Origin of the sequence: Butyrivibrio sp. XPD2002 (assembly GCF_000423945.1) — a bacterium.
In the GTDB taxonomy this organism is placed as follows: domain Bacteria; phylum Bacillota; class Clostridia; order Lachnospirales; family Lachnospiraceae; genus Butyrivibrio.
In genome coordinates this window covers 22,921-49,539 of the sequence record NZ_AUIY01000013.1, presented here as the reverse complement: position 1 = coordinate 49,539, position 26,619 = coordinate 22,921, and the positions used below count along the sequence as shown (strand labels likewise).

General features: G+C 43.0%; 21 protein-coding genes and 3 pseudogenes. 9 read left to right on the top strand and 15 right to left on the bottom strand.

What is annotated here, in order from left to right:
* Position 1 precedes the first annotated feature (1 nt).
* On the bottom strand, positions 2–1,744 hold the full coding sequence (locus G587_RS26210) for an ABC transporter permease (protein ID WP_051200898.1): 1,743 nt from the start codon (positions 1,742–1,744) through the stop codon (positions 2–4).
* A gap of 217 nt (positions 1,745–1,961) precedes the next feature.
* Here G587_RS26210 and G587_RS0108075 point away from each other — a divergent pair, with 217 nt between their 5' ends.
* Positions 1,962–3,680 (top strand): hypothetical protein, encoded by a 1,719-nt coding sequence (locus G587_RS0108075; protein ID WP_026491822.1) that lies wholly within the window; start codon positions 1,962–1,964, stop codon positions 3,678–3,680.
* Positions 3,681–3,766: 86 nt separating this feature from the next.
* Here the strand turns inward: G587_RS0108075 and G587_RS0108070 are convergent, their stop codons facing one another.
* Positions 3,767–4,078: a hypothetical protein gene (locus G587_RS0108070; RefSeq protein ID WP_026491821.1), complete on the bottom strand. Its 312-nt coding sequence runs from the start codon at positions 4,076–4,078 to the stop codon at positions 3,767–3,769.
* 119 nt (positions 4,079–4,197) lie between these two features.
* Positions 4,198–5,604 (bottom strand): aldehyde dehydrogenase family protein, encoded by a 1,407-nt coding sequence (locus G587_RS0108065; RefSeq protein ID WP_026491820.1) that lies wholly within the window; start codon positions 5,602–5,604, stop codon positions 4,198–4,200.
* A gap of 146 nt (positions 5,605–5,750) precedes the next feature.
* Between G587_RS0108065 and G587_RS0108060 the strand changes: the two genes are divergently transcribed.
* The 4 genes and pseudogenes from G587_RS0108060 to G587_RS26840 form a co-directional block, all read left to right on the top strand.
* A complete protein-coding gene (locus G587_RS0108060; protein ID WP_026491819.1) occupies positions 5,751–6,776 on the top strand; it encodes a DUF2804 domain-containing protein in 1,026 nt (341 codons plus the stop codon).
* A 115-nt stretch (positions 6,777–6,891) separates the two neighbouring features.
* Positions 6,892–7,959, top strand: coding sequence for an alpha/beta hydrolase (locus G587_RS21950; protein WP_051200897.1), 1,068 nt, complete (start codon positions 6,892–6,894; stop codon positions 7,957–7,959).
* An 89-nt stretch (positions 7,960–8,048) separates the two neighbouring features.
* Positions 8,049–9,548: pseudogene (locus G587_RS26845) on the top strand (ABC transporter permease subunit); the annotation flags it as partial.
* Between the two features lie 99 nt (positions 9,549–9,647).
* A pseudogene (locus G587_RS26840) lies at positions 9,648–10,388 on the top strand (amino acid ABC transporter ATP-binding protein); the annotation flags it as partial.
* Between the two features lie 402 nt (positions 10,389–10,790).
* Here G587_RS26840 and G587_RS0108045 read toward each other — a convergent pair.
* From G587_RS0108045 to G587_RS0108020, 4 genes are all read right to left on the bottom strand, one after another.
* The gene (locus G587_RS0108045) at positions 10,791–12,410 is read right to left on the bottom strand and encodes an ATP-binding protein (RefSeq protein WP_026491818.1); all 1,620 of its coding nucleotides are present in this window, start codon (positions 12,408–12,410) and stop codon (positions 10,791–10,793) included.
* 380 nt (positions 12,411–12,790) lie between these two features.
* On the bottom strand, positions 12,791–13,657 hold the full coding sequence (locus tag G587_RS0108035) for a CPBP family intramembrane glutamic endopeptidase (RefSeq protein WP_026491816.1): 867 nt from the start codon (positions 13,655–13,657) through the stop codon (positions 12,791–12,793).
* 183 nt (positions 13,658–13,840) lie between these two features.
* Complete coding sequence (locus G587_RS24315; protein WP_196812536.1) at positions 13,841–15,547, bottom strand: haloacid dehalogenase-like hydrolase; 1,707 nt, start codon at positions 15,545–15,547, stop codon at positions 13,841–13,843.
* A 121-nt stretch (positions 15,548–15,668) separates the two neighbouring features.
* Positions 15,669–16,253 carry a xanthine phosphoribosyltransferase gene (locus G587_RS0108020; RefSeq protein WP_026491815.1) on the bottom strand — a complete coding sequence of 195 codons (585 nt, stop codon included), beginning with the start codon at positions 16,251–16,253 and terminating at the stop codon, positions 15,669–15,671.
* 590 nt (positions 16,254–16,843) lie between these two features.
* Between G587_RS0108020 and G587_RS0108015 the strand changes: the two genes are divergently transcribed.
* Positions 16,844–17,851, top strand: a complete 1,008-nt coding sequence (locus G587_RS0108015; RefSeq protein ID WP_026491814.1) for a hypothetical protein — start codon at positions 16,844–16,846, stop codon at positions 17,849–17,851.
* Positions 17,852–18,292: 441 nt separating this feature from the next.
* The gene (locus G587_RS0108010) at positions 18,293–19,348 is read left to right on the top strand and encodes a hypothetical protein (RefSeq protein ID WP_026491813.1); all 1,056 of its coding nucleotides are present in this window, start codon (positions 18,293–18,295) and stop codon (positions 19,346–19,348) included.
* Positions 19,349–19,374: 26 nt separating this feature from the next.
* On the opposite strand, the gene G587_RS0108005 is transcribed toward G587_RS0108010, so the two are convergent.
* Positions 19,375–19,629, bottom strand: coding sequence for an arginase family protein (locus G587_RS0108005; RefSeq protein ID WP_256379311.1), 255 nt, complete (start codon positions 19,627–19,629; stop codon positions 19,375–19,377).
* Between the two features lie 142 nt (positions 19,630–19,771).
* Positions 19,772–20,953 (bottom strand): MFS transporter, encoded by a 1,182-nt coding sequence (locus G587_RS0108000; protein ID WP_026491811.1) that lies wholly within the window; start codon positions 20,951–20,953, stop codon positions 19,772–19,774.
* 223 nt (positions 20,954–21,176) lie between these two features.
* On the opposite strand from G587_RS0108000, the gene G587_RS0107995 reads away from it, so the two are divergent.
* Positions 21,177–21,974: an AraC family transcriptional regulator gene (locus tag G587_RS0107995; protein ID WP_242830053.1), complete on the top strand. Its 798-nt coding sequence runs from the start codon at positions 21,177–21,179 to the stop codon at positions 21,972–21,974.
* A 12-nt stretch (positions 21,975–21,986) separates the two neighbouring features.
* Here the strand turns inward: G587_RS0107995 and G587_RS21925 are convergent.
* The 6 genes and pseudogenes from G587_RS21925 to acgA form a co-directional block, all read right to left on the bottom strand.
* Positions 21,987–22,289 (bottom strand): annotated as a pseudogene (locus tag G587_RS21925) (DUF1848 family protein); the annotation flags it as partial.
* A gap of 39 nt (positions 22,290–22,328) precedes the next feature.
* A complete protein-coding gene (locus G587_RS0107985; protein WP_081679372.1) occupies positions 22,329–23,198 on the bottom strand; it encodes a Sir2 silent information regulator family NAD-dependent deacetylase in 870 nt (289 codons plus the stop codon).
* Entirely contained in the window at positions 23,149–23,922 is a 774-nt protein-coding gene (locus G587_RS0107980) for a protein-ADP-ribose hydrolase (protein WP_026491807.1), read from the bottom strand. Before G587_RS0107980 ends, G587_RS0107985 begins: the two co-directional genes overlap by 50 nt.
* Positions 23,923–23,934: 12 nt before the next feature.
* The gene (locus tag G587_RS0107975; protein ID WP_035786121.1) at positions 23,935–24,510 is read right to left on the bottom strand and encodes a nitroreductase family protein; all 576 of its coding nucleotides are present in this window, start codon (positions 24,508–24,510) and stop codon (positions 23,935–23,937) included.
* Positions 24,504–25,565 carry a radical SAM/SPASM domain protein, ACGX system gene (gene acgM / locus G587_RS0107970; protein WP_026491805.1) on the bottom strand — a complete coding sequence of 354 codons (1,062 nt, stop codon included), beginning with the start codon at positions 25,563–25,565 and terminating at the stop codon, positions 24,504–24,506. Before acgM ends, G587_RS0107975 begins: the two co-directional genes overlap by 7 nt.
* Before the next feature lie 101 nt (positions 25,566–25,666).
* Positions 25,667–25,870: an ACGX-repeat peptide gene (acgA, locus tag G587_RS0107965; RefSeq protein WP_026491804.1), complete on the bottom strand. Its 204-nt coding sequence runs from the start codon at positions 25,868–25,870 to the stop codon at positions 25,667–25,669.
* A 206-nt stretch (positions 25,871–26,076) separates the two neighbouring features.
* Here acgA and G587_RS0107960 point away from each other — a divergent pair, with 206 nt between their 5' ends.
* Complete coding sequence (locus G587_RS0107960) at positions 26,077–26,406, top strand: winged helix-turn-helix transcriptional regulator (RefSeq protein ID WP_026491803.1); 330 nt, start codon at positions 26,077–26,079, stop codon at positions 26,404–26,406.
* The last annotated feature ends 213 nt before the right edge of the window (positions 26,407–26,619 follow it).

Here is a 26,619-nt window from a genome sequence, read left to right as displayed (position 1 = left end):
TCTATTCCTGATTAAGCGCAACTACAGGTACCAGCGTCGACGCCTTGTAAGCCGGATAGAAACCGAACACTGTTCCTGTAAACACACCAAATACCATCGATAAAATCGCACCTCCGACAGATAAGGACACCGTCATATTGAAGCTTTCAATAATGGGTGTTATTCCAACCGCACATATCACACCGATAATTGAACCAAGAAGTGATATAGTGCTGGCTTCAAGAAGGAATTCCAGAAGAATATCCCTCTGACTGCAGCCGATAGCCTTAAGTATTCCAATCTCGTTGGTCCTCTCTTTTACAGATACGAAAAGCACGTTCATAATGCCGATACCGCCTACAACAAACACGATTGCAGCCATGGCATACAGTAAAAGCGTCAGAGTCCTGTTTGACTGGTTTGCAGCCTCCATCTTGGAGCCGGCGTCTGATATTGCAAAGCTTGCATTGGTGTAATTTTCAGATAAAACCGTCTCAATATTGGACTTTATGGTGCTAACCTCTCCGGTATCGTCCGCAATCACAGTTATTGTCGGGCTGATGTCATTTCCCGTAAGGTACTTTATCCCGGTCTCATAGGGCACGAAAATCGCTGTATCAGGGCTAATTCCCGACGCCACAGTTCCTACCTCGGATATGACGCCTTTTACGGTATAGGACCTGTCATCTATGTAAACCGTCTCATCATAGGCATCGTAGGCACTTCCGAAAACCTCCTTTGCCACGTCATTCCCAAGAACACAGTACTTATTTTTGTAGGTATCCTCCGCTATTCCGCTTTTAGCTACAGTCTCTCTTTTGGTTGAACCTGCTGTAGCAGCTGCTTCATCGTATGCAACCCGGGCTTCTGAGAGCTGTGCCTTAAGTTTTTCCAGATTTGCCTTTTCTTTATCAAGATTTGTCTCAGCTTTACGCTTGGCATCCTCGTAGTTTTCCATAGCAGTATCATACTCCTCCTGCTCCTCCTGTACCTCTTTGTCAAAATCCTGATAAAGTGTGTATTTATCATTCTGCGAGCCTTGGGTATTTTGAGATGAATTCTTAGATAATTCTTCGATTCCCCATTCGTCATAGAGCTGCATCAGCAGCGTGAAATTTTCATAGAGCTCTTCCTTGAGTTCATCTATTTTATAATAAGAATAGTAAGCGTCTTCATTCTGAGAAGCGGTGTATTCATCGACTATCTCCTGGGCCTCGGCAACCTGCTCCTCAAGCTCTGTTACCTTCTTGGCCTTTTCCTGTATTTCGCTCTGATAGTCGTTATCAGCATAATTAGAGTTCACGGCTGCCTCGTCGTATGTGCTCTTAGCTGTGATCAGGGCTTCCTCATGATCAACCACTCCAAGACGATAGGCATATTCTGCGGCTTTTGCGGCCTGCTCCAGTTCGGTTCTTGCCTCTTCAAGGCTCTCCTCAGATATTTTCAGTATCTTCGCGCCCTGTTCAACCTCATCTCCGCTGTTAAGGTATACATCCTCTATCTTTAGCGAAGTCTCGAGGCTGTCCACATCGAACCTTTCCTCTGACATTCCGACTGTTGTGGTTCCGGTTGCCGTCACGACGCCTGAAGCATTCATTCCCTCCGGACCTTTTCCCATGCCTTCAGGTTCAGTATTTTTCCTAATCACAAAAAAATAGGCCCCATAAGCACCACCTGCAAGGAGACCGATTGCCGTAAAAATCGCACCTACCCTCACAGGGATGCTCATCTGCCTACTTTTCTCGTTTACTTCTTTTTGTTTCATGAAAGCTCCTCAACTTTTTTCATTTTTTTCCTCTCAATTACTTTGCCAAAATAACCTTAAGCAAAACTAAAAAAGTTGAAGGATTTTAAATATTTTTTAAGGGATAAATTTTATAAAAAATTTATTATATTAACCCCCTTTAGGGGTATTTTGTTGCAAAACACGTGCGCTATAATTATGACGGTGTGAAGTCATATTCATTTTCTTGGAGGGGAATATGGTTAAAAAACATTTTTTCATGAAAGTTACGAGCGTAACGCTTGCTGCGGCTATGTTGTGTGGCTGCGGTGGGAAAACTGATAGCTCTGTGGATACCGCTAATAGCGGCGAAACTACAGAAGAAACAGAGGAGGTGCAGGAAACCGTTAAGGTTAGCGATACTGCAAATGCTGATAAAGCGCCGGATGAAGGTGCCAGCGGGGTAGCCGATCAGGCGAAGGATGATACTAAGTCCGAAGATGAGCCAGTATCCGATGATTTTAACTATGAAAGCTTCTATAAGCCTGTGCTTGATGAGATTTTAAATACTATGATAGCAGGTGTAGATTCAGATCATCCCACATCTTATGTTCCTTCAGGTTTGTTGGAAAGGATCATGTATGACCCTGACAACAATGTCCTTCAAACTGTAGGCTACCGTATAGATGATGTAAGTGGCGATGGCTTTGCTGAGCTTCTGATCGTTGATAATGGAGATGATGACGATACATCTTCTAACAGCCTGATTTATGGTATTTATACGAGAAAAGATGGTGACATCAACATGACCATAGATGGATGGGCTCGCAGCTCCCATTCCTGGATCGGAGATAACAGATTCGGTTATTTGGGATCAGGCGGCACAGATGCTACATATTTTGGAATCTATCACCTTAGTAAGGATGGTACCCAAAGTGAGTGGGAGGATTTCTATTTTACCGACGGAGATAGTGGAGATATCAAATACTACACCAATAAAGAAGGGGCTGCAGAAATAGACCTTTCAGAAGAGGCTGACCCTGATACCGCTAATAAGTTTTGGGCCTATCTTGACGCTCAGAAGGCTCCGCAGCTTGAAATCACTCTTTTTGATAATTACAACAATTACGATATTGATGAGGAATATATACCTTCTAAGATTTCGGATCAAATTACGTATTTTACACTCTCAGGAGATCCTTCCGGAGAGCTAAATGCCGATCTTGATGGTAATGGCGATCCTAAGCACATCGAGGTGAAGTGCACCCAGGACGATGCCTACTACTTTAATACCCTTACTCTCAGCTTTGATGGCAAGGATTATGATCTTCCAAAAATCGATGAAGCATATGCATTCATTATGGATGGCTTCAAATGCTTCTGGTTTAGACCCGGTGGTGACAAGCAGTATCTGTATGCTCAGTACCTGACAGATAGCGATTACAGAGCTATGGTTGTTTATTCCTTTGATGGAGATAAGTTTGAATTAGTTGATTATCTGGATGGGGCAATACTTTTCACAAAGTATAATGACAATGGCGATCCTGAAACTATCTATCCTACAGATCTGGATGAGTTCCTTGTATGTAAGACGGATTATATACTGGGTACTCAGGGCTATACACAGAAATGCAAGCTGGGTAACAAAGGACTCCCTGAGCCACTCGAGGAATATAGATACTATCTGGGACCAAGAGAGCCATATATTGCAGCAACTAAGGATATCACATGCTATTATTTCGAGGATGATGACGCTGCGAAGGGTGAGCCGGATACTATAAAAAAAGGCGACATGGTTACCCCTTACAGAAGTGACGGTTCTACCTACCTTGATCTGAAGGTAGAGGGCGCCTCCGGAATCTATCGAATACTGATTAAGGAAGGCGAGACCGGTAGGATGGAGCTTAATTCTAGTGAAGGAACGGAGGATTCACTTTTACTCGATGATTGCTTCACTGGGCAGGTATATGCAGGATAATTAATATATAGAATAAATTGGAGCGGGTTCCTTGGAACCCGCTCCACACGTTTCAAATCCAAATTTTCAGTTCAAAATCCAGTCATTTACGCTGACTGATATCTGTTTTCCACAGACTCTGTCTCAATCTTATATCCCAGCTTATTCCAGCGATACAGGTTTCCGGCCAGGACAGTTGCTGAAATGATGCCGTTTGGCATATCGCACTTGTCAACGTAAACCTCATAGACAACATCTCTTGCATCTACATGGCCTCTGACACCTTCGTATGCCGGCATGTGAACTATCACGTTGTCCTTTATCTGTCCCAGAAGATCAAACTGAAGAATTCCTATCTGATCCTTTGGTAATTTGCTGTTATAGAATCTGTCGATAAAACTCTTTTGCCAAATATTCATGAAAAACCCTCACTTTGTCTAATATTTGAAGTAATTTATCTAGATTCTAAAACCGCAGACCCCCATTTACAAGGAACTCAAACGGAAAAAACTGTGAAAAAAACATAAAATCCCACGTATTACCTCTCAAACAGCTTTATGAGCAGTTTTTTAAGGCTTCCGTCATAGGGATGCTCTCTAAGTGGCAGATTAAATCTGCTAGAACCAATTAAAACCGAGGTCGGATGCGTAAATTCTGCAAATCCCCACTTGCCATGATAAGCGCCCATTCCGGAGTGGCCTACACCATTGAAGGGAACGCCCTTTACCATCATGTGCAGGCATACTTCGTTTATACAGCCGCCGCCAAACTGCATGCGCTGCATCACACCCTCTGCCCACTTCACGTCCTCAGTGAATATATAAAGAGCAAGCCCCGCTTCTCTCTCGGAAATGGTGCCAAGAACCGCATCAATCTCACTATCTTTATAGGTAACAACCGGTAAAAGTGGGCAAAACAGCTCCTTCTGTACGATATCTTCATCTATATCCACGGGATATATAACTGTCGGCGCAAACTTAAGGCTTTCCCTGTTGCCGGCTCCTCCAAATACGATCCTGTCTTTGTACTTCTCAGCAATATCCCTGCATTTATCGTAAGCACCGCTGTTTATGAGCTTTGGATATTCGGGATTATTTACCGGATCATCTCCTATCTGCTTTTTGAAAGCAGCCTTAAGCTCCTTTATAAACGCCTCGCTCACTTCCTCCGCAACGGCTATCTGATTGATATTTATGCATATCTGCCCCGCATTAAGCATCTTGAAAAATGCAATTTTCCGGGCTGCATCCCTGAGGTCGGCGTCTTTCCTTATAATGCACCAGTTACCGGTCTCTCCGCCAAGCTCCAGCGCCGTGGAGGTGAGATTCTTAGCCGCTTCCTGCAGCACATGTACTCCCACCTTCGGGGAACCGGTATAGAAAATCTTATCAAACCGCTGTGCCAGGCACATGTCAGCAACATCATGCCCGCCATCAATTACTGTTACGTATTTTGGCGGAAAAATCTCCCTTATAAGTCCCTTTAAAAACTCTGTGCAGGCATGCGACTTGGAGCTCGCCTTTATCACCGCGGTGTTTCCCCCTGCTATGCTTGCAGTCAGAACGCCCAGCGACAGCAGAATAGGGAAATTGAAAGGACTTATTATAAGCGATACCCCATAGGGCATCTTGTAGACCTTTGTGACCATACTGGGGAAGCAGTGCAGTCCGCTAAAATGCGTCTCAGGTCTCGCCCACCTTCTTATACCCTTTATAGTCTCATTTATCTCGAGAATAAGACTTCCAATATCGCAAAAATACGCCTCAAGCGGAGCTCTGCCAAGGTCCATATTAAGCGCCTTTTCTATATCCTCCTGATGCCTTATAACGGCTTTCTTCAGCCTCTGGAGCTGCCTTATTCTAAATTCAATATCAAGTGTTTTTCCTGTTCTGAAAAAGGCTCTCTGCTGATTAACTATCTCATTTATATCAGATTCGTTATACATAGTTTTCCTCCTGAAGGATTACCTAAGCTACCACTATTTTACCACATCGCGTTTCCCTAAGTCGCAGTAAGTGGTACTATTTATATATCAGCTATTAAGCTTACGTTTTTCAAAAACATCCCCATATCAAGGAGGAACCACATAAAATGAGCAGGAATCACGAGGTTACAACCCACCACCCGCTTCTTGGAAGTGAGGGCGAGCTCACAGAGCCCGGCTGGTCCAGAAGTCTTGTTCAGGACTATAACAGGGCCATGATCAAGGCCCCCAAATGGCGAATAAAGGAATGGGACTACTATCTTGTACTTTCAGATTCCTTCGCAGGGGCTTTTACCATATCAGATGACGGATATATCGGGCTTCAGTCGGTATCTCTCCTTACCTTTGGGAATTCTCCCTGGGAGCACACTGAAACTGTGCTGAATGCATTTCCTCTGGGAAAGCTCCATCTCCCCTCTTCTTCAGCTGGCGGCACAACTGAATATGCGGACAACCGATTGCAGATGAAGTTTGAAGTTACCGATGGAAAACGGCATATAACCTGCCACTTTGAGAATTTTAATGCCGGAAAGCCCTTCGACTGCGATATTACTCTGCAGCACCCCTCCATGGATACCATGGTAATCGCCACTCCCTGGGACCAAAAGCACGCATTTTATTACAATCAGAAAATCAACACCATGCGCGCCTCAGGGTACATGGAATACGATGGAAAAAGATATGAGTTCAATCCCGCTACAGACTTCGGAACCCTTGACTGGGGCCGCGGCGTATGGACTTACGATAACACCTGGTATTGGGGTTCAGGCAATGCAGACATAGATGGCAACGCCTTTGGCTTCAACATCGGCTACGGCTTTGGTAACACCAGTGCCGCAACGGAAAATGTCATTTTTTATAACGGAAAAGTCCACAAGCTCGACGATATAGAGTTCCATATCCCTGATAGCAGCTACATGGATCCATGGACCTTCACATCCTCTGACGGAAGATTTGAGATGGATTTTGTACCCGTTCTGGACCGCGCTGCCTGCCTTGACTACAAGATAATCGTCTCCGACCAGCATCAGGTATTTGGAAGAATGAGCGGAAAAGCGGTACTTGATGACGGAACAGTCATAGAGGTTAAGGATATGATGTGCTTTGCTGAAAAGGTCCACAACAAATATTAATGAACTAATCCGCAATTTATGAGCGTAGAAGGGTCTCTTTCTGGATAGAATATGCCGATCCTCTTCGCTATAATGTAATTATTCGCGTTCAGACACGTTTTGGGAGAATAGATTAATGAAAATAGTTTTAATTGCTACCCTGTCCCTGGCTATTTTACTTGGCTCAGCGGGCTGTGGCGCAAAGGAGGAGACTACAATGAGTATAGCTACTGAAAATAGCACTGTTACAAATGATGAGATAACTGCAGAGGACAAGAGTTCCTTTGCATCAGGTATAGCAACCGAGGAAGAACCCCCTGAAAATGACGTTGCAGCCAAAGAAAGTACTGATAATGAGGAGTACGTCCTCAATGATGAGATTGAGGAGCGTTGCCCCGCAGCCTTCACCATGACTCGTTCCGACGTAAAATATGGGGAATTCACACATAATACCTACTATTCAGAGACCTGCGGCCTTGAAAGAGGCTACAGTATACTTCTTCCTTCAGATTATAGCGAGGATAAGAAGTATCCTGTTCTTTACCTGCTTCATGGAATTTTTGGCGATGAGTACTCTTTTTCCAACGATCCGACCAATAAGCTTAAGGAAATCGTAGGTAACTTCGCAGCAGATGGCCTTATTGATGAGACCATCATCGTCTGCCCCAACATGTATGCGTCCTCTGATCCGGACCAGAAGCCTGCTTTTGATGCAGAAGCATGCCTGCCCTACGATAACTTCATCAATGATCTGGTAAACGACCTGATGCCTCATATAGAAAGCGAATATTCCGTCCTTACAGGCAGAGAAAACACCTATCTCGCAGGCTTCTCCATGGGCGGCCGTGAGACAATTTTCATCACCCTGCAGAGACCTGAGCTGTTTGGATATGTTTGCGCTATATCTTCTGCTCCTGGTATCGTGCCTTCACATGATAATTTCATGACTCATCCCGGCCAGATACAGGAAAGCGAAATGAAGTTTGCAGATGGTGCGATAACACCCGATATCTTTATAATCTGCTGTGGTACTAAGGATTCCGTGGTTGGAACCTTCCCTAAATCATACCATGACCTCCTTGAAGCCAATGGTGCTGACCACATCTGGTATGAGATAAATGGTGCCGATCATGATAACAATGCCATAAAAAGTGGTATTTACAATCTTTTCAAGCAGATTGCCTACAGTAAAAAACATAATTAAAACATTCTAAATTGTTTACAGAAACTTTCGTTGTGTCTCCCCACCTCTGATTATAAAATTTATATAGGGTTTTATATGAGGTGGGCGATATGACAAGTTCTGTACTTTTCAAAAAAATGCGCATTTTCATGCCGGTTCTGCTGGCTTTATTTCTCGTGCTTAGCGGCTGTGGCAGCAAAAATGAAGAAAATACGCAGTATTACACCTCTCTTTCCGAGCTTGAGCATAAGCGGATAGGTGCACTAACAGGAAGCATTGAAGCTATCCATGTCAGAGCCCGCCTTCCGGAGGCTGAGCTTGTTCTATATGATTCCACCAGTGACATTCGTGAAGCTCTATTCACAGGTAAAATAGATGCTTATGCAGATACTGATGTTATTGCCTGGACTATGGCGGCTGAAAACCCTGAAATTATTGCCCTCGATGAACCTATATCCAATGTTATGGAAGGAGGTTCTGTTTTCCCCAAAACAGCTGACGGGAAAGCTCTCTGCGATAAATACAGTGATTACATACGAGAACAGAAAGCTAATGGAACCTACGATGACATTTTAAGCACCTGGATGGGTACAAACACTGCAAAAAAGCAATTACAGGATCTTTCCACACTCGAAGCCTCTAATGGTACTCTTTTGGTAGCTGTAGAACCAACATCAGTCCCTTTTTCTTATATTCAGGATGGTAAGCTTGTCGGAATCGATGTGGATTTTCTGATTCGCTTCGCCAAGGAAAAAGGCTATGGTCTTGAATTTAAACAGATGAACTTCAACTCTATCCTCCCAGCCATATCCACAGGAAAATGTGATCTGGCATGTGGTGGTATTGCCTATACTGAAGAACGCGCTGAAAGTGTATATTTCGGCGAACCCACTTATGAAGGCACCTGTGTCGTCGTTGTGCTTAGGAACCCTGCAGATGGCGCAAATTCAGAGGATTCAGTGGATATTTTCACAGCCATAAAGGAAAGCTTCATAAAAAACTTTATCCGTGAGGACCGGTGGAAGCTCCTTCTTTCTGGTCTTTTAGTCACGCTGGAGCTTTCTGCTTTAAGTGGATTATTCGGAACCATACTTGGAGCTCTGGTCTGCTATCTTCGCATGTGCAATAAATCCATTACGAATGTTATAGCTGATACCTACATCCGCATATTTAGGGGAACTCCCATTGTTGTACTTCTTCTTGTTCTTAACTATCTTATCTTCACAAGCAAGAATTTCCCTGCATTCTGGGTATGCGTCATAGGCTTTTCTCTTGATTTTTCTGCCTATACTTCGGAAATATTCAGAAAAGGCATCGAGGCTGTGCCTGAAGGCCAGGCAAAAGCAGCCACCGCTATCGGTTTTGGCCCTGCCCATGGCTTTATGAAGGTCATTCTTCCTCAGGCACTGATAAACATTCTCCCTGTCTATACCGGGCAATTTATTGCTCTCGTAAAGCTGACTTCTGTAGCAGGATACATATCCCTTATGGATCTTACAAGAGCATCTGATATTATTCGAAGCCGCACCTATGAAGCATTTTTCCCGCTGATATTGACGGCGATTATCTATTTCTTACTGTCAGTGATCCTTATTGCTCTTCTGGGTAAGCTTGAAAAGCTGGTACAACCTAAAACCAGAAACATTAAGAAAATACAAAAGCTCCTTGATGACAGGGCTGCCGGTAGGCTTAAAGCCCCTTCCTTTGGCCTGCCTGTTTCCAATGAAGAGGATAAACCCGTTCTCTACCATATAAGCCACCTTGAGAAAAACTTCGGAACCTCAACCCCGATCAAGGATATCAGTTGTGATATACGAAAAGGCGATGTTATTTCCATAATTGGCCCTTCCGGTACAGGAAAGAGCACCTTTTTGAATATGCTGAATCACCTCATCCCTGCCACAAATGGAGAAATCCTTTTTGAAGGAGAAAGTATCCTTGCTTCCGGTTACGACCTCAATAAGCTGCGAAGAAAGGTCGGAATGGTATTCCAGTCGTTTTATCTGTTTTCGCATCTGACCATCGTTGAAAATATCATGCTGGCGCAGGTTGAGCTGCTACACAGATCTACAGAGGACGCCTTCATGTACAGCATGGAGATGCTTGAGAAGGTAGGCCTTGCTGAAAAGGCTCTGCGCTATCCCGCCATGCTCTCAGGCGGCCAGCAGCAGCGAATCGCCATCGCAAGACAGCTCGCCATGGATCCTGAAATGATTCTGTTCGACGAGCCCACATCAGCTCTGGATCCAACCACAATAGGTGAGGTTTTGTCCGTAATCCGCAAGCTTGCCCAGAGCGGCATGACCATGATGATCGTCACTCATGAGATGAAATTTGCCAAGGATGTGGCAAATCGCGTATTTTACCTGGATCAGGGAGTAATTTGCGAAGAAGGAACTCCGGAGCAGATATTCCTTAATCCCCAGAAGGACAGCACCCGCAGATTTATCGGTCATTTGAAGGCATTGACCATAAATGTCAACGGAACAAGCTTCGATTATCCCGGTGCTCTTACGCAGATAGAGACCTTCGGACATAAACACGTCCTGAATAATTCTATAATTCATAAGATGATAACTGTTATCGAGGAGCTTGGCGTATCCATTCTCATGGAGCATTTCCATGGAGAAACGGACGCACAGTTCGATTTTGAATATCTTGAAGCAGAAGGAAAAATGCACCTGAAGGCCACCTACACAGGTAGCGATTTTGATGCCCTTACGCAGGGTGACCCCATTAGCACTTCTCTTATTAAGAATGCGATGCCCGGTGTTTCCTGCACTTTCGCTGAAAATACAGGAATCATCGAGGGCGATCTGTCATTTAATAGCAGTAACTGATCTGCTTATCCTTTAGCCTATTATCATTTGCACCTTAAACTGATTATCCTCAGCAATGAAGCGGATCACGCTGTTTGTCTTCTGAACAAAGTCGAGAACGCTTCTGGTTCCGATACCGTGTCCTACCTCGGTTGTGACAGGGTATCCTTCTTCATTGAGCTCTGTTTTTCCATCACAGGAATTAACTATCTCCAGCAGAAGCTGCTCTTTGTACTTGGCTGTAAGCTCAAGAAATCGCTCATTTTCCGGCAATTTTTCGCAGGCGTGAATAGCGTTCTCCAATAGGTTACAGATTGCGATAGCAAGCTGCATCTCATCAACTCCGGGATTATAAGGAATATTCGTAGCCACCTTCACCCTTATATTTTTTCGCTCCGCCACTGTTACATAGTGCATAATTGCTGCATTAACGGTCGCATTCTCACAATATCGCTGGCTGGAACGCGGCTCCTGGGACAAACGCTCCTCAAGGCATTTTCTCGCTTCATCCACCTTACCATCCTGAATCAGGGACAGAATAAGCGCTTCAAAATGCCTCCTGTCGTGTCGCATAGTCCTGTCCTGACTTAAAATCTCTTCAGTAGCGCTAAGGCGCTCTCTCATTCCATTTGCTGCCATTTCAAGAATAGCGGCATCAGCCTTCAGCTTATACTCCCTTTGCTTAAGAACCGTTGTGTCTACCAGAGCATACAGCTTACCAATGACTTCACCTTCCGCAAACAGCTCCTTTTCCTCAGGTGCGAAAAATCTGTCGCCAATAATTATGGTTTCTCCCTTTACAATGGCTTCCTTCAGCTTGTCCACAACGCCTGCAGGGTCCTTGTTGATCTCCGGATAAAGCTCCTTGGCATGCTCGTTGTAATACTGCAGCCCTCCCTCGGAATCTACAGCTATAACACCTTCAGAGAGCCTGTCCACGATATATTCCCTTGCCATATCTATAATTCCCAGCAGATTATATCTGAAAATAGCTATGAACATGGAAATTGTTACTGCGACATTTCCGAATACTGAGATATCAAAGAAATAGGTAACAAAGAATACATGCATGATCTGGCATATAAACAGCGCCGACTCAATTAGGAAGCCGGCAATTATGATCATTGTACGATTTTTGGCAATTTTTCCTTTATTATTCCGCAGCCCCTTAAACAGCCAGAAAAAGACGACGATGATAACCACCACCTGAAACTGGATATACACCTGATGTATAATGCCGTCCCTATGCAAAAGAACAGGGAAAAGCCCATCCTTATCAAACCATTTCTTGGAATAATACAGATTATGGTCCTCCAGCGTAAACACCGATGCGTAAACCAGGACATTAAAAAGAATGTATCCCCTCACAAATAGCTTCGGAACATTTATATGACAAAACTCCGCTGAAAACATGAACAGAGAGAAAAGGATCCACACTCTGCCGGCATAAGAGAATTTCAGCGCAGCGATATACTCATCCTCTGTTTTAGATAACAGCTGTAATAAATACCCAGTATTATTTACCAGCATCACTATACAGTTAAGAAAAAGGTATGCATGCAGTTTATTCTTGAGATTTCTGAAAACAATGAATCCCTCAAAAAACATGCCAAATATACTTATAATGATTGCTGCCAAAAGCAAGTCATGCATTTGTCTATCTCCTTTTATTACAATTATTATATAAGCCAGGCTATATCTGCAACACCCCTTTTTCATAAACTTTTCCCAGACAGTTTATAAATATTTTATATATGTGGTGTATACTCTCATAAAAGGACACTAGATGTTGTATGTATTATTCATTTAATGTTTTTTGTGGGAGGAAAAGCCATGCGCTATAATAGTTCTGTGAAAAAAGCTTTTATAGGGAAAGCTGTACCCAAAACTGTAGACACCATTAAATTTAACAACCGATATTTTGATATAGAAACAGTAAAAGAGAAAGCCACGGGGATAATATCTGTATTGATATTATCCTGTATTGCAGCCTTCTCTTTTTTCTTTTTTATATGATATAAGTGACCTTGGTATTACTGCTTATTCCACTTTTTGCTCCAAAGGGCCATAACCTCATCCCATACGGACTTACGAAGCAGAAAACATACCACTAGCATCTCCAGTACAAAAAGAACCAGATTGGCTATGACATCCGTCTTTGTCACACCATTAACCATAATGCCGGTCTCACTTACAGCCTCTGCATTCATCAGGGCATATACATCGTATAGGAAATGGAGCATCATTGCGGTAATAATTGTGCCACTTCTAAGATATATAGCACAGAATAAAGCTCCCATTCCCAGGGTTGTAACCAGCTGAACAAGCGTAGCTGATGATGATGCTCCTGCAAACAGATTGGTAGCATGCATAAGTGAAAACAGTACTGATGTAATAAGCACTACAACCGGAATCTTTTTACCTTCGTTTATCTGTCTCATACCGTATGATCCGGGAACGCCTCTAAAAGCTACCTCTTCGCTAGTACCTGCCACTAAAGAAGTGCAAACAGACGTTAATGTAGGCGCTGCAAATGGTTTTCCGTTTACCACCATAGCAATAGCATCCGGAACAACGATCAGCAAAAGGATTCCCAAGGTTAAAAGCAGCCATCTTCCGAGATTATTACTGGTTTTCAGGTTTCCTTCGAACTCCGGATAGAACCATCTCTTGTGAAGCGCCAGCATAAGAAATGCAGCTACAACAGTGATAATTGTCATCAGCGTATTCATAGAAATCACTTTGGTATAATCTACAAATACAGTCAAAAATCCAAATATGGATCCTATCACCCCTCCGAATATCTGCATCAGTATAAACGCCAATACCGTGAGCAATACTATCCCAAAACCATAATTATGGTCCAATATTCGATGCTTAATAATTTTCTTGTCTTTCATTCCAGTCTTACTCCTAAGCTTTTTTCATACGCTATCCAATATACCATTTTTTTCGTCCCAAACAAAAGCCATTTTGTAACCTTTTCATTAGTAAAGCCGGGTAATACTTAGTAAATCCTTACTAGTACTACCCGGCTTAACACCTTTTCTTATTGAATTTTCGCGCGTTTTAGGCTACTACTATCAGCCCGCTGCATCCTCCTCTGCTTCCTCTTCGCCATATGGCACTGCCTCAACGCCGTCGCCATATATCGTTCCGAAGTCATCCTTCATGGAAATAGGCATAAATCCACGCTCAAGGCATGTCTTCTTCATACTGTCTGCCTTATCCATGTTTCCATGCTCACGCTCAAGGTCATCACACAGAACCATAAATGCTCTGCTCTCGTACATGTCGTTATTCACAACATACTGTGCCATTGAAACGTCACCTGAGCTGTTTCCGAATGAAAGAACCGGAACCTTGCCTATTTCCTGCTCAATAGCGCTAACCTTGTTCATTTTTATGGTCTTGATGATAAGCTCTCCGCCAAGGATCACATCATCATCCTCAGAATAAACATATTCAAGTCCGTCAGTATCGCCCTGACCTGATGCAACCATGGTGTAGCTCATGCCGATAACCCTGTTTTCAGGAATCGGAAGCGTATCCTTGATAATAGCTCTGCAGACTGTTCTGTCTGAACCACTTACGATGTAGCACTGGAAATCATGTTCATCCAGATACTCAACAAGTGATACCATCGGCTTATAGAAAGCCTCTCCCCTTGTCAGGTTGGTGAAGCCATCAGCCTCAGATTTCATAAACTCCTTGGCATAATCCTTAAGCTCCTGCGGAGTCATTCCGGCGTAAGCAGCACCTGCGAAATTCGCATGCTTAAGCTCATTGCCCTCAGGAAGCTTACCATCGTAGATGCCCTTTTCAAGCGCCTGTGCGAACTCCTTCATATCAGCGGGAGCCTTATAATTCTCATCGTAGAGCGCTCTGTGAATGAACAGCATGTACTCAAAATATGAAGGATATAATTCACCGATTAATGTACCATCCATATCGAAAACAGCGATTCTATCCTCAACAGGGATATAATTAGCAGAATCCTCATCTGTAACGTCCTTAACGTACTCAACGATCGCTGCAGCTACAGGTGAATCCTCAGCCCAGTACTGAAGCTCAGCTTCGGCTGATTCTTCCTTATCTTCTTCGCTCTCTTCTTCTGCGGCTTCTGCCTCTTCCTTATCTTCTTCCTCGGACTCTTCTGCTTTCTCGTCCTTTTCTTCTTTATCTTCCTTGGCTTCTTCAGCCTTTTCGTCCTTCTTCTCTTCCTTGGACTCCTCTACCTTTTCGTCCTTTTCTTCTTTATCGTCCTTGGCTTCCTCAGCCTTTTCGTCTTTCTTCTCTTCCTTGGACTCCTCTACCTTCTCGTCCTTTTCTTCTTTATCGTCTTTGGCTTCTTCAGCCTTTTCGTCCTTCTTCTCTTCCTCGGACTCCTCTACCTTTTCGTCCTTTTTATCGTCCTTGGCTTCCTCAGTCTTTTCGACCTTTTCAGCCTTCTCTTCCGCAGCATCCTCTTTAACCTCGGCATCTTCGCCATCTGCAGAAAGCTTTAACTCCATGCCTTCTCTTATCATGCTGGGATTCTTTATCTGATCTTTATTAAGCTCGTAGATCTCTTTCCATCTCTTGCTGTCACCAAGCTGCTCCTTGGCGATTTTCTCAAGATAATCTCCTTTTTTAACTATATAGGTGGACCCTGAATTTTCAGAAATAACATTTTCAGATACAGCACTTTCTGTATCATCCACTTCAGCCTTTGTAACCATTCTGGTAGGTACAGCTAAAGTCACAGTAAGAACCAGCGCCATGCAAAAAGACAATAGTTTTCTGTTCATTTTGACCTCCTTCATTTGAACTTTTCTTTTAAGTCCTTCTGCTAATAATGATACGTTAATTCACACATACCAATTATTAAAAAACGCTGAATTTAAAATAAAAAATCGTTAATTATTCCCGTCAGTCCTCCTGCTCTCTGAAGTTAATTGTTCCGTCATCTTCCATTCCATCGACTATTGCAAGTGAAGTGACATCATAGCCCATCTGCCTGAGATCGGCACCGCCCTTCTGGAAGCCCTTCTCAATGCAGATTCCGATACCGGCAATCCCTGCTCCCGCCTGGTCGCATATCTCGATAAGCCCCTTCATGGCATTGCCGATAGCAAGAAAATCATCCACCAGAAGAACAATATCCTCCTTAGTTAGATAATTCCTGGAAACCGTCACATCATAGTCTCTACCATGAGTAAAGGAGCTAACTCTGGTCACATAGACATCATTCCCGATATTCAGGCTCTGCGTCTTCTTGGCAAAGACCACCGGAACCTCCAGGAGCCTCGCCGTTGCGCAGGCTATCGCTATTCCCGATGCCTCTAAAGTCAGCACCTTGGTAATATTCTTATTCTTGTATTTTTCATAAAAAACCTCACCCAATCTATCGATGAGCTCTACATCAATCTGATGATTTAGGAAACTATCAACTTTAAGAACATTACCGGGGAATACTTTGCCTTCTTTTAGAATCTTATCTTCGAGAATTTTCATGAATTTCACCTCCAATAGATAACGTCGCTACTGGTTTACGTGGATATCTTCATTTTCTCCTCTTAATCATACGGTGTCAATGTCTCTTTGTTGCCTTACTCATTATACAACCAGAATGAGGACATGTGCGTTGGGGACGGGTTCAACCTGTTGGAGAAAATTAGTATAAATCGACGTAGTGCCCAGATATAAAAGTTGACGCAATTTCGTTTGTGTTACGCCAATAAACAAATATAGAAGAATTCCGGATGAAAAAAGCAAGCATAAAAGAATTTAAATATCTTCCTTTATATTTTTATCCCTGAAAAAGTTCATTCAGTTTTATGCTTAGAAAGCATTCTGGTGCAAAGGGAATGAAAATTGTAGTCTGTAATTCGTGAAAGGTTACGTCTATTTGACTTAAAATGTGGCTCAAGGTTGAAAGGGCTCGCATTTTTGTAACATTTCACCTATGAATCTCATCTATATTTTTTGCAATGTAATATGGTTATACAAAAATCCCTGAATAAAATCATCTTCTTGGTGGACGCTTTTGGTTTTATGTGGTAAATTCTTTTTTTAAAAGAAAAAAGTTTATAGGAGGAATCATTTTGGGAAAAAGATTTGCACTATCAATTATTGCAGCAGCGATGCTGCTAGGGGGATGTTCTAAAGAGTCTGCCGTTCCGGCAAGCGACAATACACTATTTGAGAAAATTGATACAAACGAGCAGACAGCTTCTGCAACCGAAGAGGGATCGGAAGGCGAAGCAACAACTCCAGAAGATTTGGCAGATGAAGCATCCAAGGAAGATGCACCAGCACAAGATGCAGCAAATGCTGGAACAGCCGAGGCGGATGGAACAGACGAAGCTTCCAGCACAGAATTAGCCGAGGATTACTCAGCTCAGATCAAAAGTGAAATAGAGGGTGCTGTTTCAGATTCACTTTCAGATGAGCTGGCAAGCGTAAACGAGATATACAATAAGTATGACGAGCTTAGAATGAATGCACCTGACCAGACCGCCATGAATTGGCTTAGCCAGTGGGGCACATTGGTATGGAAGGAAGAATCATTAAGCCTGCTTTCAAGACTGCAGGAGAAGGATCCTGATAACTATCCCAGTATTTTCACGGAATATCAGAATTGGGAGAAGTATGTCCCCTCCATGGCTGAAAAGATGAGCTATTTATATGTAGATGGCTCAATCTATTCTTCAGTCTATGCCTACAATGAAGCCATGCGTTACAAGGAAAATGCCTATAGTCTTGCAAGTACTCTTGCTGACATCATAGGTGATGTTACCTTCTCATTCCCGGATAACACACCCTGTGGCTACTACGGTGACTATGCAGGAGACAGCTATCTCATCATTACAGAAGGCATGGAAGGCGGCTCCTATGACGTTCTGGTTCACATCGCTGACTCTAAGGAGCTCCGTGGATATGGAACAATTGAGGATGGCTCCGACAGTGATGATATACTTTTTACAAGCGAAGACGGTACAGTAAAGGGTTCTATCAGCCACTTCTCACTTGATGCAACCTTGTCTGTTACAGAGTCAGATGGTTCAGTTGTTAATGCAGGAGAATCCTACAGCTTCACATTTAAATACTAATGGAAATCAAATAAAATTATTTGGATAGATAAAGGTGATCACATATTGGTGTGGTCACCTTTTTTATATAATAGAGAAGTTGAAGTCGTTTAAAAATCGATCAGTACGTAATTATGCGCATAGGGTTCACTCCTCTATAATCTGCTGAAACATACCTTTTTGAATATATTTCAGCAGACTATAAATCATTAGTCGCTTATATTCTGCTGATATATATTTATGATATACCACTCTTATTCATCATTTTCAAGAAATCAGCCTTCTCTGTAAGCATATCATCTAAAATAGTCTGATGCTGAGTTTAAAGGTGTCATTCATGTACAAACCTCAAGCGTGTATCTTGAAAAAAAAAGTATAACTACCAATGCCTTCAATGTATAATGTATCTCGGTTGTGTCTAAAACACATTCTAAAAAAAGACCGATAAATGAAGGAGATGCTATGAAAAAGAATACCTTAAGAATACTTACATCAGTGATGGCAACAACCATATTATTAAATGGCTGTGGACTTATGAAAAAGGCTGATGCCAACAATGATACAACAATAGAAATGCAAAAAGAAAACCAGGACTATGAAGATAAGACTGTCACAGAGAATCAGACGGAATGGTCCGAAGAGGTAACAAAATCCAAGGATGAGCCTGAAAATGAGCCTGAGAATATGCCCGAGCAAGAGGATGCGACTCCTGCTGAAACTTCAGATTCGGCAGATAATGAAAGTTCCGAAAGCGCCTCTTTAGAAGCAACCGATAGCAGTGAGCTCCCTGAAGTTGGTAAGGAGTACTCTTTTCGCGGATGGACCTCTAATCAGATAGGTGATGAAAGCTATTATTACTTTTCATTTGATGAGTCCGACTATGATCTTAATTTTGACCACATGATCTCTCTTGAAAATATGACCAGCGAACAGCAAGAGTATATTAAGGCCAATATTTATGAAGAATTTGAGATTTCTTTTATCTATGCTGAGGATATGGGGGAATATGACATTTACAGCGTTGAGCCGGTAAGCATAAAGGTAGTGCCGGAAGATGCATCAGCAGCGGCATCGTATTCGGCAGATACCGACCCTTTAAGGGGGCTTGTGGCAGATGATATTCTGGATAAATACAGAGCAACAAATCCTGTAAAGCATCCTGATTCAATCCGTGATGAGGCAAAAAGACTAGGACATTGGGTTCAGAAGACCCTCGCCAGGGACGGTTTCCCTGAAGAAATAAAGGAAATGGGTGACCATATTGGGTATGCCAACGAGTATGCCTATGGCACAGATATAAGCAACAATTTCGATAATAATTTCCCCTATTATTATGTAGACTATTTTGTACTTAAAGACTACTACACCTCAGAAGGCGCAAGATGTACAGAATTCTATGAGAATCTTATTGAAGCCAATGAAGCTTTAGGCGACGGAGATCCTAAAAGCATAGATCAACTCTACGAAGATCTTAAGGAGTTCATTACAGCCTGCAATAATATTATCAGAAGCAAATAAACATAGCCCATATTTTATCTGCACTTCTATACCCCAAGAAGCACATAATCCGTACTTCCAAGACAAGCTGTAATAAGCTCACTGGCGAGGATTCCTGTGGCATTTCTGTTATCCAGCAGGGGATTCGTTTCAACGAGATCCATTGACTTTAGATGTCCGGAATCATTCATCATCTCGCAGATAATAAAGGCCTCTCTCTGGGTCAGTCCGTTATGCACCGGTGTTCCAACACCAGGTGCCTGTGTCGGATCAAGTGCATCCATATCAAAGCTTAAATGAATGCCTTCATAGATGAAATGTCACAAAAAGTTAGAGAGGATGTAGCCATATCTGACTACATCCCTCATAAATTCAAATTATCATAGAAGATTCTTTTGACAGAAAAAATTTCAAAACTCATTTATCTTCCGATATCATTTACGCTCAGTTATGCCTTTCTGTTGCTTTACTCATTATGAAAAGCATAGCTATAAGAACTATCGGGAAAATAAGCCCTACTCCCATGCCGGCTCTGATATCATCCCCAGCATACTGTGTAACCTTTCCCACAATAGCAGGTCCTATACTGCCTCCAAGGTCGCCAGCCATAGCAAGGAGTGCAAACATCGCTGTTCCACCTGTGGGAAATTTCTTTGATGAGATGCTTATTGTTCCCGGCCACATGATCCCAACAGAAAAACCGCATAAAGTACATCCAATAAGACCTATGATTGGATTCGCTGAAAGAGATGCCATAAGATAGCAAGCAACGCAAAGAACTCCTGAAGCAACCATGAATTTAATCAGATCAAGCTTCTCTCCATACTTTCCATATATGATACGGCTTATTCCCATGGTAACTGCAAACATACATGGTCCCATAAGATCCCCAAGAGCTTTAGACAATCCAAGAGCAGCTTCAGCGTATGCTGATGCCCACTGGGCCATGGCAAGTTCTGATGCCCCTGCGCAGACCATAAGACATATCGATACCCAGAAGAGCGGTCTTTTTCCCAACTGCCTTATGCCCATCCCTTTACCGTCCTCTACTATCGGGACTATCGGACATGTAGCAAAATTGTAAATGTTATATGCCGGGATCAATGCCCAGAGAATTGTCAGCCACCTCCAGCTGTCCATCCCAAATAACGCAAAGAAAGCCGTTGATATCACTATAGTTCCCACAGCTCCCCAGCAGTAAAAGGAATGCAAAAGGCTCATCGTCGCTTCTTTATTTTCAAAAGGACAGGCCTCAATAATTGGACTGACCAACACCTCGATAAGCCCGCATCCCATGGCATATACTGTTACACTGATAAGTATTCCTGCAAATGCATTTGGTAACATATCCGGCAAAAAGGCAAGTCCTATAAGCCCGGCAGCTGAACAAACTTCCGATATTACTATAGAAACCCTGTATCCTATCCGGTCAACGAACTTTGCACAGAAAAGGTCTATAAGAAGCTGTGTAAAGAAATAAACGGTTGATATAAGAGCAATATTTCCAAGGGATATCCCATAATCTTTGTGAAACTTCAAAAATAAAAGCGGTGCGAAATTTGCTGCTATTGCCTGTGTTATAAAACCAAGATAGCAGGCAAGTTTTGTTTTTCTGTAATCAGACATTTCGATTCCTCTCTATTAGACTATTTTTCTTACTATTGGATTATATGGTATAATTATAGGAAATACACTAGAATAAATCTTATAGTTTTTGAACTATATCGTAAGAGAGGTTCTCGTATTGTTTTTCAGCAATTCCTATCCACACATAATCACAGATGACAACCTGATGGAAACAGCCAGCCATGGCAGCATTGAGTATCCATTTCAGTTCTATTATGAAAACATGGAGCAGTTTGATTTTAACTGTGTTGACTGGCACTGGCACACTGAACTTGAATTTGTCCTGATTGAAAGCGACTATGTAACCATGTGGATAGGCGATCAGGAATTAACTCTATCGGAAGGCGACGCAATATTTATAAACACAAAAATGCTGCACAAGTTTCATTCGTCCTGTGCAGCATCCATACCCAATTTCCTTTGCATGCCATCTTTTATTGCTCCCGAAGGAAGCCTGATCTACAAAAAATATGTGTTTCCCATAATAAACTCAAATATCCAGTATCTTGTTTTTAATAAGGCAGACCCGGCAAGCACTCCCATCATTTCTGACTTTCAGAAGATTATCAGCATCCATAAAAATGAGAAAGATAATGAGCTTCTCGTCTCTTCTCTCATGCAACATTTATGGCTGAACATACATAAAAGTATTGACTTTGACTGTCTGGACGAGAAGCAGAGTTCATCCGCTGCTTCCCTGTCGAGGCTTCAGATAATGATGCAGTTCATCCATGAACATTATACCAAAGAAATCACTCTTGAAGACATCGCTGCCAAGGCCAGTATAAGCAAGAGCACTGCGCTGAATCTATTCAACAAATATCTTCATATTACGCCTGTAAACTATCTTATATCTTACCGGCTTAAAGTTGCTGCCGCAAAACTATCTGATACCGAAAAGAAAATTAATACCATTTCTGCGGAATGTGGATTCAACAGTATTGACTATTTTTGCAGAGTCTTTAAGAAACAATATCATATTTCCCCTGGCAAATACCGCAAGAACAAACTCGAACGATAGAATACTGAGTATTTAATCGAGTAGACAGGCGTCTTTTCTTGCATCCGGGAAGTTCCACTCCACCTTCTTATAGATATCGATGAAGCTGATCACACAGGTCTTCGTGTATCCGGACAGTGTTGCGGTCATCTGCTCGAATTGATCTATATGCCAATCCACAGAATGCTTATCATCCACAAAGATCGGATCATATCGCCAACCAACGCTGTCTACACTGACGATATCAGAAAGCTTCTTAAAGTCTTCCATCACTTTCTGCATGTCCGGCACATTAGGCTCGATATCCTTCCCATACGGCGTAATGGTAACGAACCAGTATTGTCCGTGCGCATCCCCGTATTTATGATCATGAAATCACTTCCTCAACTCGTCTATTACCGTACCGATATCCCCATCGATACAGATGGCCTGCTCCCTGATATCCTCCGGGCAGACTGCTTCCCCGTAATTGACACAGACATATGTTGCATCCGGATTATCTGCAGTCATCTGCCAGAAAGGATACTTGATGATTCCCGGAGTATTATATCCCACGCCCAGTTCCAGATACAGGATCTTACCGTCATGACTGTGCATAAACTCACGATACCTTGCAGCCGCCTCATGCCATCCTTTATCTTCTACAAACTTATCATCCGATCTCAGATTCATAGTAAGAGGCTTCCCACACTTCGGGCATTTCGGGATCAGCTCCTTCGGAATCTTCATATCCTTTTGCTGCTCCACCATGTTTCTGACCATCTCTTCATTTTCATAGGTCACATCCGAGCACGGTTCACTGCACTGGAACAGCCCATAATCACCCTGGGTATAAAAAAGTCTCTTCTTATCAAAACCCGCCTTTTGGAAACAATGATCCACATTCGTTGTGATGACAAAATAATCCTTATCCTTTACCAAAGAAAGCAGATGCTCATACACAGGCTTCGGTGCGTCCATATATCTGTTGACGAAGATGAACTTTGACCAGTAAGCCCACATCTTTTCCGGAGTCTCATAAGGATAGAAGCCACCGGAGTACATATCTTTAAAACCATACTTCTTCCCAAATTCCGAAAAATGCTTCTCAAAACGCTCTCCGCTATAAGTAAATCCTGCAGAAGTCGAAAGACCAGCTCCTGCTCCGATCACAACAGCATCAGCTTCTTCTACCCCCTTCTTTAATCTCTTTATCTCATCCGAGTAATTCCCGGTAGATTTCATAATCTTTGTCCTTCCAAACATTAAATATCACCTCAATTCCGTCCCCATGCTTCTTCCTGTAATCCCGAACTGTATGAACCGCGATCTCTGCAGCCCTTTCATTAGGGAACATAAATACGCCTGTTGAAATACAACAGAAAGCAATGCTCTTCACGCCGTTCCTATCTGCCAGATCCAAACATGATCTGTAGCATGACTCCAGCAATTCTTCATGCTCCTTTGTGAGCTGCCCCTGTACAATCGGTCCGACTGTATGAAGAACATATTTGCACGGAAGATTGAAGGCTGGCGTGATCTTTGCCTGTCCGGTCGGTTCCTCATATCCCTGCATCTCCATGATATCAGCGCAGGCATTTCGTAGCTGAATCCCGGCATAGGTATGGATACAGTTATCGATACAGTTATGACAAGGCTGGTAGCAACCGGTCATCCCACTGTTGGCAGCGTTTACGATCGCATCACAGCGAAGTGTCGTGATATCTCCCTGCCAGAGATAGATTCGATCTTGTATAGGCTGCAGATCATTAAGATCCGTAATACCTTTTTCTTTCGTAGCCTCCTGCAGGTATTCATCCTGAACTTTAAGAAAATCCTCACTGATTTTTCTGGGCACGCGTACATTGAACAGGCTGCGGAGAAGTCGTTTCTGTTCCCCGGTTTCTTCAGGAATTTCCATGTCTTTATATCCTGGCTGCTCAGCCAGGAGTGTTTTTATCAGATATTTTCTCTTCTCTCCCTGTTCCATACCAACACCTTCTCACTCTATGATCTGAACTCTGCCGGGTTTTCTCGGTTTGCTGACCGGTTGTTCTCCGTCGATATATCCGAGAACCACAAAGCCTTGACATATATAATTATCAGGTACGCCCCATTCTTTCATAAGTGCCCAGCCCTCTTCACTGTCAAAAGTCTCTTCGCCCCTGGAGATGATGCAGGATGCGATGCCAAGTTCCGTTGCCTGAAGGACTATATTTTCTGCCATGCAGAAAGCATCTGCTGTCTTAAACAGGAAATTCCCCTGTGAAAAGATAGCTATAACCGTCGGTGCCCCATAAAATCCGTCCTTCATTGTCGGATCATCAATAACGCTTGGCTGATCCTTTGAAACATAAGAGCCTACAAGGTTTCCCCTGTTAAACTTCGCAAGGTTCATGATACCAAGCTTTCTTGTCAGCTCCTTATTGTGAAGAGCCACCATCATGCTGCGCTGCCCTCCGCCTGCATTCGGCGCATAGTTTCCTGCTTCGAGAATCTTCTCAAGATCCTCACGACTGATCTGTTCATCCGTATACTTCCTGATCGAATGTCTGCTCTTAATGATATCCATCAACATGATAACACCTCCCCTGTGATCTCGTTCTTTATTTTCCAGCACTGCGGATCCGCAGCGTAAAAATCTCCGTTTGTTCCTTTTGCGACTGCAGGACATCCCCTGCACCAGGGCTTTAGTTCGCACTTGGAGCATTTGCTGAATTTTTCATACTCTCTGTACCTTTCCATCTGACAAACCCAAACATCCGCAAGTCTTTCTTCAAATACGTTTCCCACTTTACTCTCTGCTACTCTTCGGCATGCATAGATATCGCCATTAGGAAGGATCGTGATATGGCAGTTTCCGCAGTTACATCCGCCATATATCATTCCCTCTTTTGCGCTCTTGGGAATCTTAAACTCACCGGTCTCATATTCATAAAGCGTCCAAAGGTGGTCCTTCTTGTTAAAGTATGTCTCACAGCCTTCCGCTTCATATTCCTTAAATTTCTTATCACATACGGCAAGCAGTTCTCTGTATTCCTGCGCAGTCATGGATGCATCCAGGTCTCCGCCGCTCGGTACATACCGTGAAAAAGCGAATACGTTAGCACCTGCCTTTACCACTTCATCAATGATCCCCGGAACTTCCATGCGGTTTGTTTTTGAAACCGTAGTCATGATAACGCTTCGGATCCCTGCCTTATTGATGCATGCGATCTTTTCAAGCGTACAGTCAAAGGAGCCCGGCTTTCTGAACCAGTCATGTGTCTCACGGAGCCCGTCAAGGGAAAGCTGGTACTTCTCGCATCCATAACCTTTCAGCTCCATGCAGACCTGATCGTTTAGGTGGAAAGGGTTTCCAAGAACCGTAAACTTGATCTCATGTTCTTTCAGGAGTCCAAGCAGTCTCCAGAAATCCGGATGCAGGATTGGATCTCCGCCCGTGATGTAGAAATACGGTGTACGGCCATACATTTCACAAAAATCAAGGCAGTTGTAAAAGGTATCCTCCATCTGTTTCCAGTTCATGGACTGCAGGCAGGTGTGATTCCCTGCTGAATAGATGTAACAATGCTTGCATCTTTGGTCGCATTCATCTGTTATATGCCATTGAAAAGAAAAGTATGGCTTCATATCTGTATCCCTCCATATCGTAAACAGCACGTAAGCTGATGATCTTCTAAAATGATCCCCCGGCTTTTGACTGCCTGGGGGATCAACATGGTATGTCTTTCTTATTTGTCCCCTGCTCCGCAAGCTGCAGGTTTCTCTTCTGGCTTATCTGCCGCCCCACATGCTGCAGGTGTTTCAGCGGGCTTATCTCCTGTACCACAAGCTGCGGGCTTCTCAGATGCACCACATGCTGCCGGTTTGTCGGATGCGCCGCAAGCACTCCCTGCCGTGTTTTCGTTCCATCCTGCAATGTTTGATAATGCCATGATATTTACCTCCGTTAAGTTGATTTCAGTAGGCCCTATTGCCTTCCTGTTATCATGATTATCGCAGAGGCCGGAAACCATTGTAAGTACGCACTTTTTTATTAGATAGTTACCTTTTTGTAACCTATTGACTGTCAGACGCCATAACAGTAAAATTTATATGTAACATTCAAATTTGAAGTTTTGATAAAAATGAGGTGTTATCAATGAAAACAAAAGATGAATTACCTGATTGCCCGGTAGCTACAACGGTCAGCCTGATCGGCAGCAAATGGAAACTGCTTATCATGAGAAATCTCCTTGTCCGCCCCTGGCGTTTTAATGAATTGCAGAAATCTCTAGACGGGATCAGTCAGAAGGTGCTTACAGACAGTTTGCGCTCCATGGAAGCAGACGGCATCATTACCCGTACCGTATATCCCGAAGTTCCGCCCCGTGTCGAATACGCATTAAGCGAGCTTGGTGAGTCCATGCGTCCGATTATAAAGTCCATGGAAGCTTGGGGAAATAACTACAAACAGGGGCTTGAAGAATAAACGCAAAATGGCGGTCATGAGTTTCTCATTTCCGCCATTTGTTATTTTATCTTCCGATAAAATTCCGATATTATTTCCATCTATAACTCTTCTGTGAAACATTCCCGGAAGGTCGATATTACTTGAAAAATTCTTACTTTCAGCTTTTTTCGTGTAGGATTTAGCAGCAATATTGTCTTTTCTACTTGACCTTATTTGCTTTGTGTCATTCGA

Coding starts and splice junctions, on each gene's coding strand:
- G587_RS26210 (WP_051200898.1), bottom strand. CDS start 1,744: ATGAAACAAAAAGAAGTAAACGAGAAAAGTAGGCAGATGAGCATCCCT.
- G587_RS0108075 (WP_026491822.1), top strand. CDS start 1,962: ATGGTTAAAAAACATTTTTTCATGAAAGTTACGAGCGTAACGCTTGCT.
- G587_RS0107995 (WP_242830053.1), top strand. CDS start 21,177: ATGGAGCAGTTTGATTTTAACTGTGTTGACTGGCACTGGCACACTGAA.
- G587_RS0108065 (WP_026491820.1), bottom strand. CDS start 5,604: ATGTATAACGAATCTGATATAAATGAGATAGTTAATCAGCAGAGAGCC.
- G587_RS0108035 (WP_026491816.1), bottom strand. CDS start 13,657: ATGAAAGACAAGAAAATTATTAAGCATCGAATATTGGACCATAATTAT.
- G587_RS0108045 (WP_026491818.1), bottom strand. CDS start 12,410: ATGCATGACTTGCTTTTGGCAGCAATCATTATAAGTATATTTGGCATG.
- G587_RS0108020 (WP_026491815.1), bottom strand. CDS start 16,253: ATGAAAATTCTCGAAGATAAGATTCTAAAAGAAGGCAAAGTATTCCCC.
- G587_RS0107980 (WP_026491807.1), bottom strand. CDS start 23,922: ATGGAACAGGGAGAGAAGAGAAAATATCTGATAAAAACACTCCTGGCT.
- G587_RS0108070 (WP_026491821.1), bottom strand. CDS start 4,078: ATGAATATTTGGCAAAAGAGTTTTATCGACAGATTCTATAACAGCAAA.
- acgM (WP_026491805.1), bottom strand. CDS start 25,565: ATGAAGCCATACTTTTCTTTTCAATGGCATATAACAGATGAATGCGAC.
- G587_RS21950 (WP_051200897.1), top strand. CDS start 6,892: ATGAAAATAGTTTTAATTGCTACCCTGTCCCTGGCTATTTTACTTGGC.
- G587_RS24315 (WP_196812536.1), bottom strand. CDS start 15,547: ATGAACAGAAAACTATTGTCTTTTTGCATGGCGCTGGTTCTTACTGTG.
- G587_RS0107960 (WP_026491803.1), top strand. CDS start 26,077: ATGAAAACAAAAGATGAATTACCTGATTGCCCGGTAGCTACAACGGTC.
- acgA (WP_026491804.1), bottom strand. CDS start 25,870: ATGGCATTATCAAACATTGCAGGATGGAACGAAAACACGGCAGGGAGT.
- G587_RS0107985 (WP_081679372.1), bottom strand. CDS start 23,198: ATGTTTGGAAGGACAAAGATTATGAAATCTACCGGGAATTACTCGGAT.
- G587_RS0108060 (WP_026491819.1), top strand. CDS start 5,751: ATGAGCAGGAATCACGAGGTTACAACCCACCACCCGCTTCTTGGAAGT.
- G587_RS0108010 (WP_026491813.1), top strand. CDS start 18,293: ATGAAAAAGAATACCTTAAGAATACTTACATCAGTGATGGCAACAACC.
- G587_RS0108000 (WP_026491811.1), bottom strand. CDS start 20,953: ATGTCTGATTACAGAAAAACAAAACTTGCCTGCTATCTTGGTTTTATA.
- G587_RS0107975 (WP_035786121.1), bottom strand. CDS start 24,510: ATGTTGATGGATATCATTAAGAGCAGACATTCGATCAGGAAGTATACG.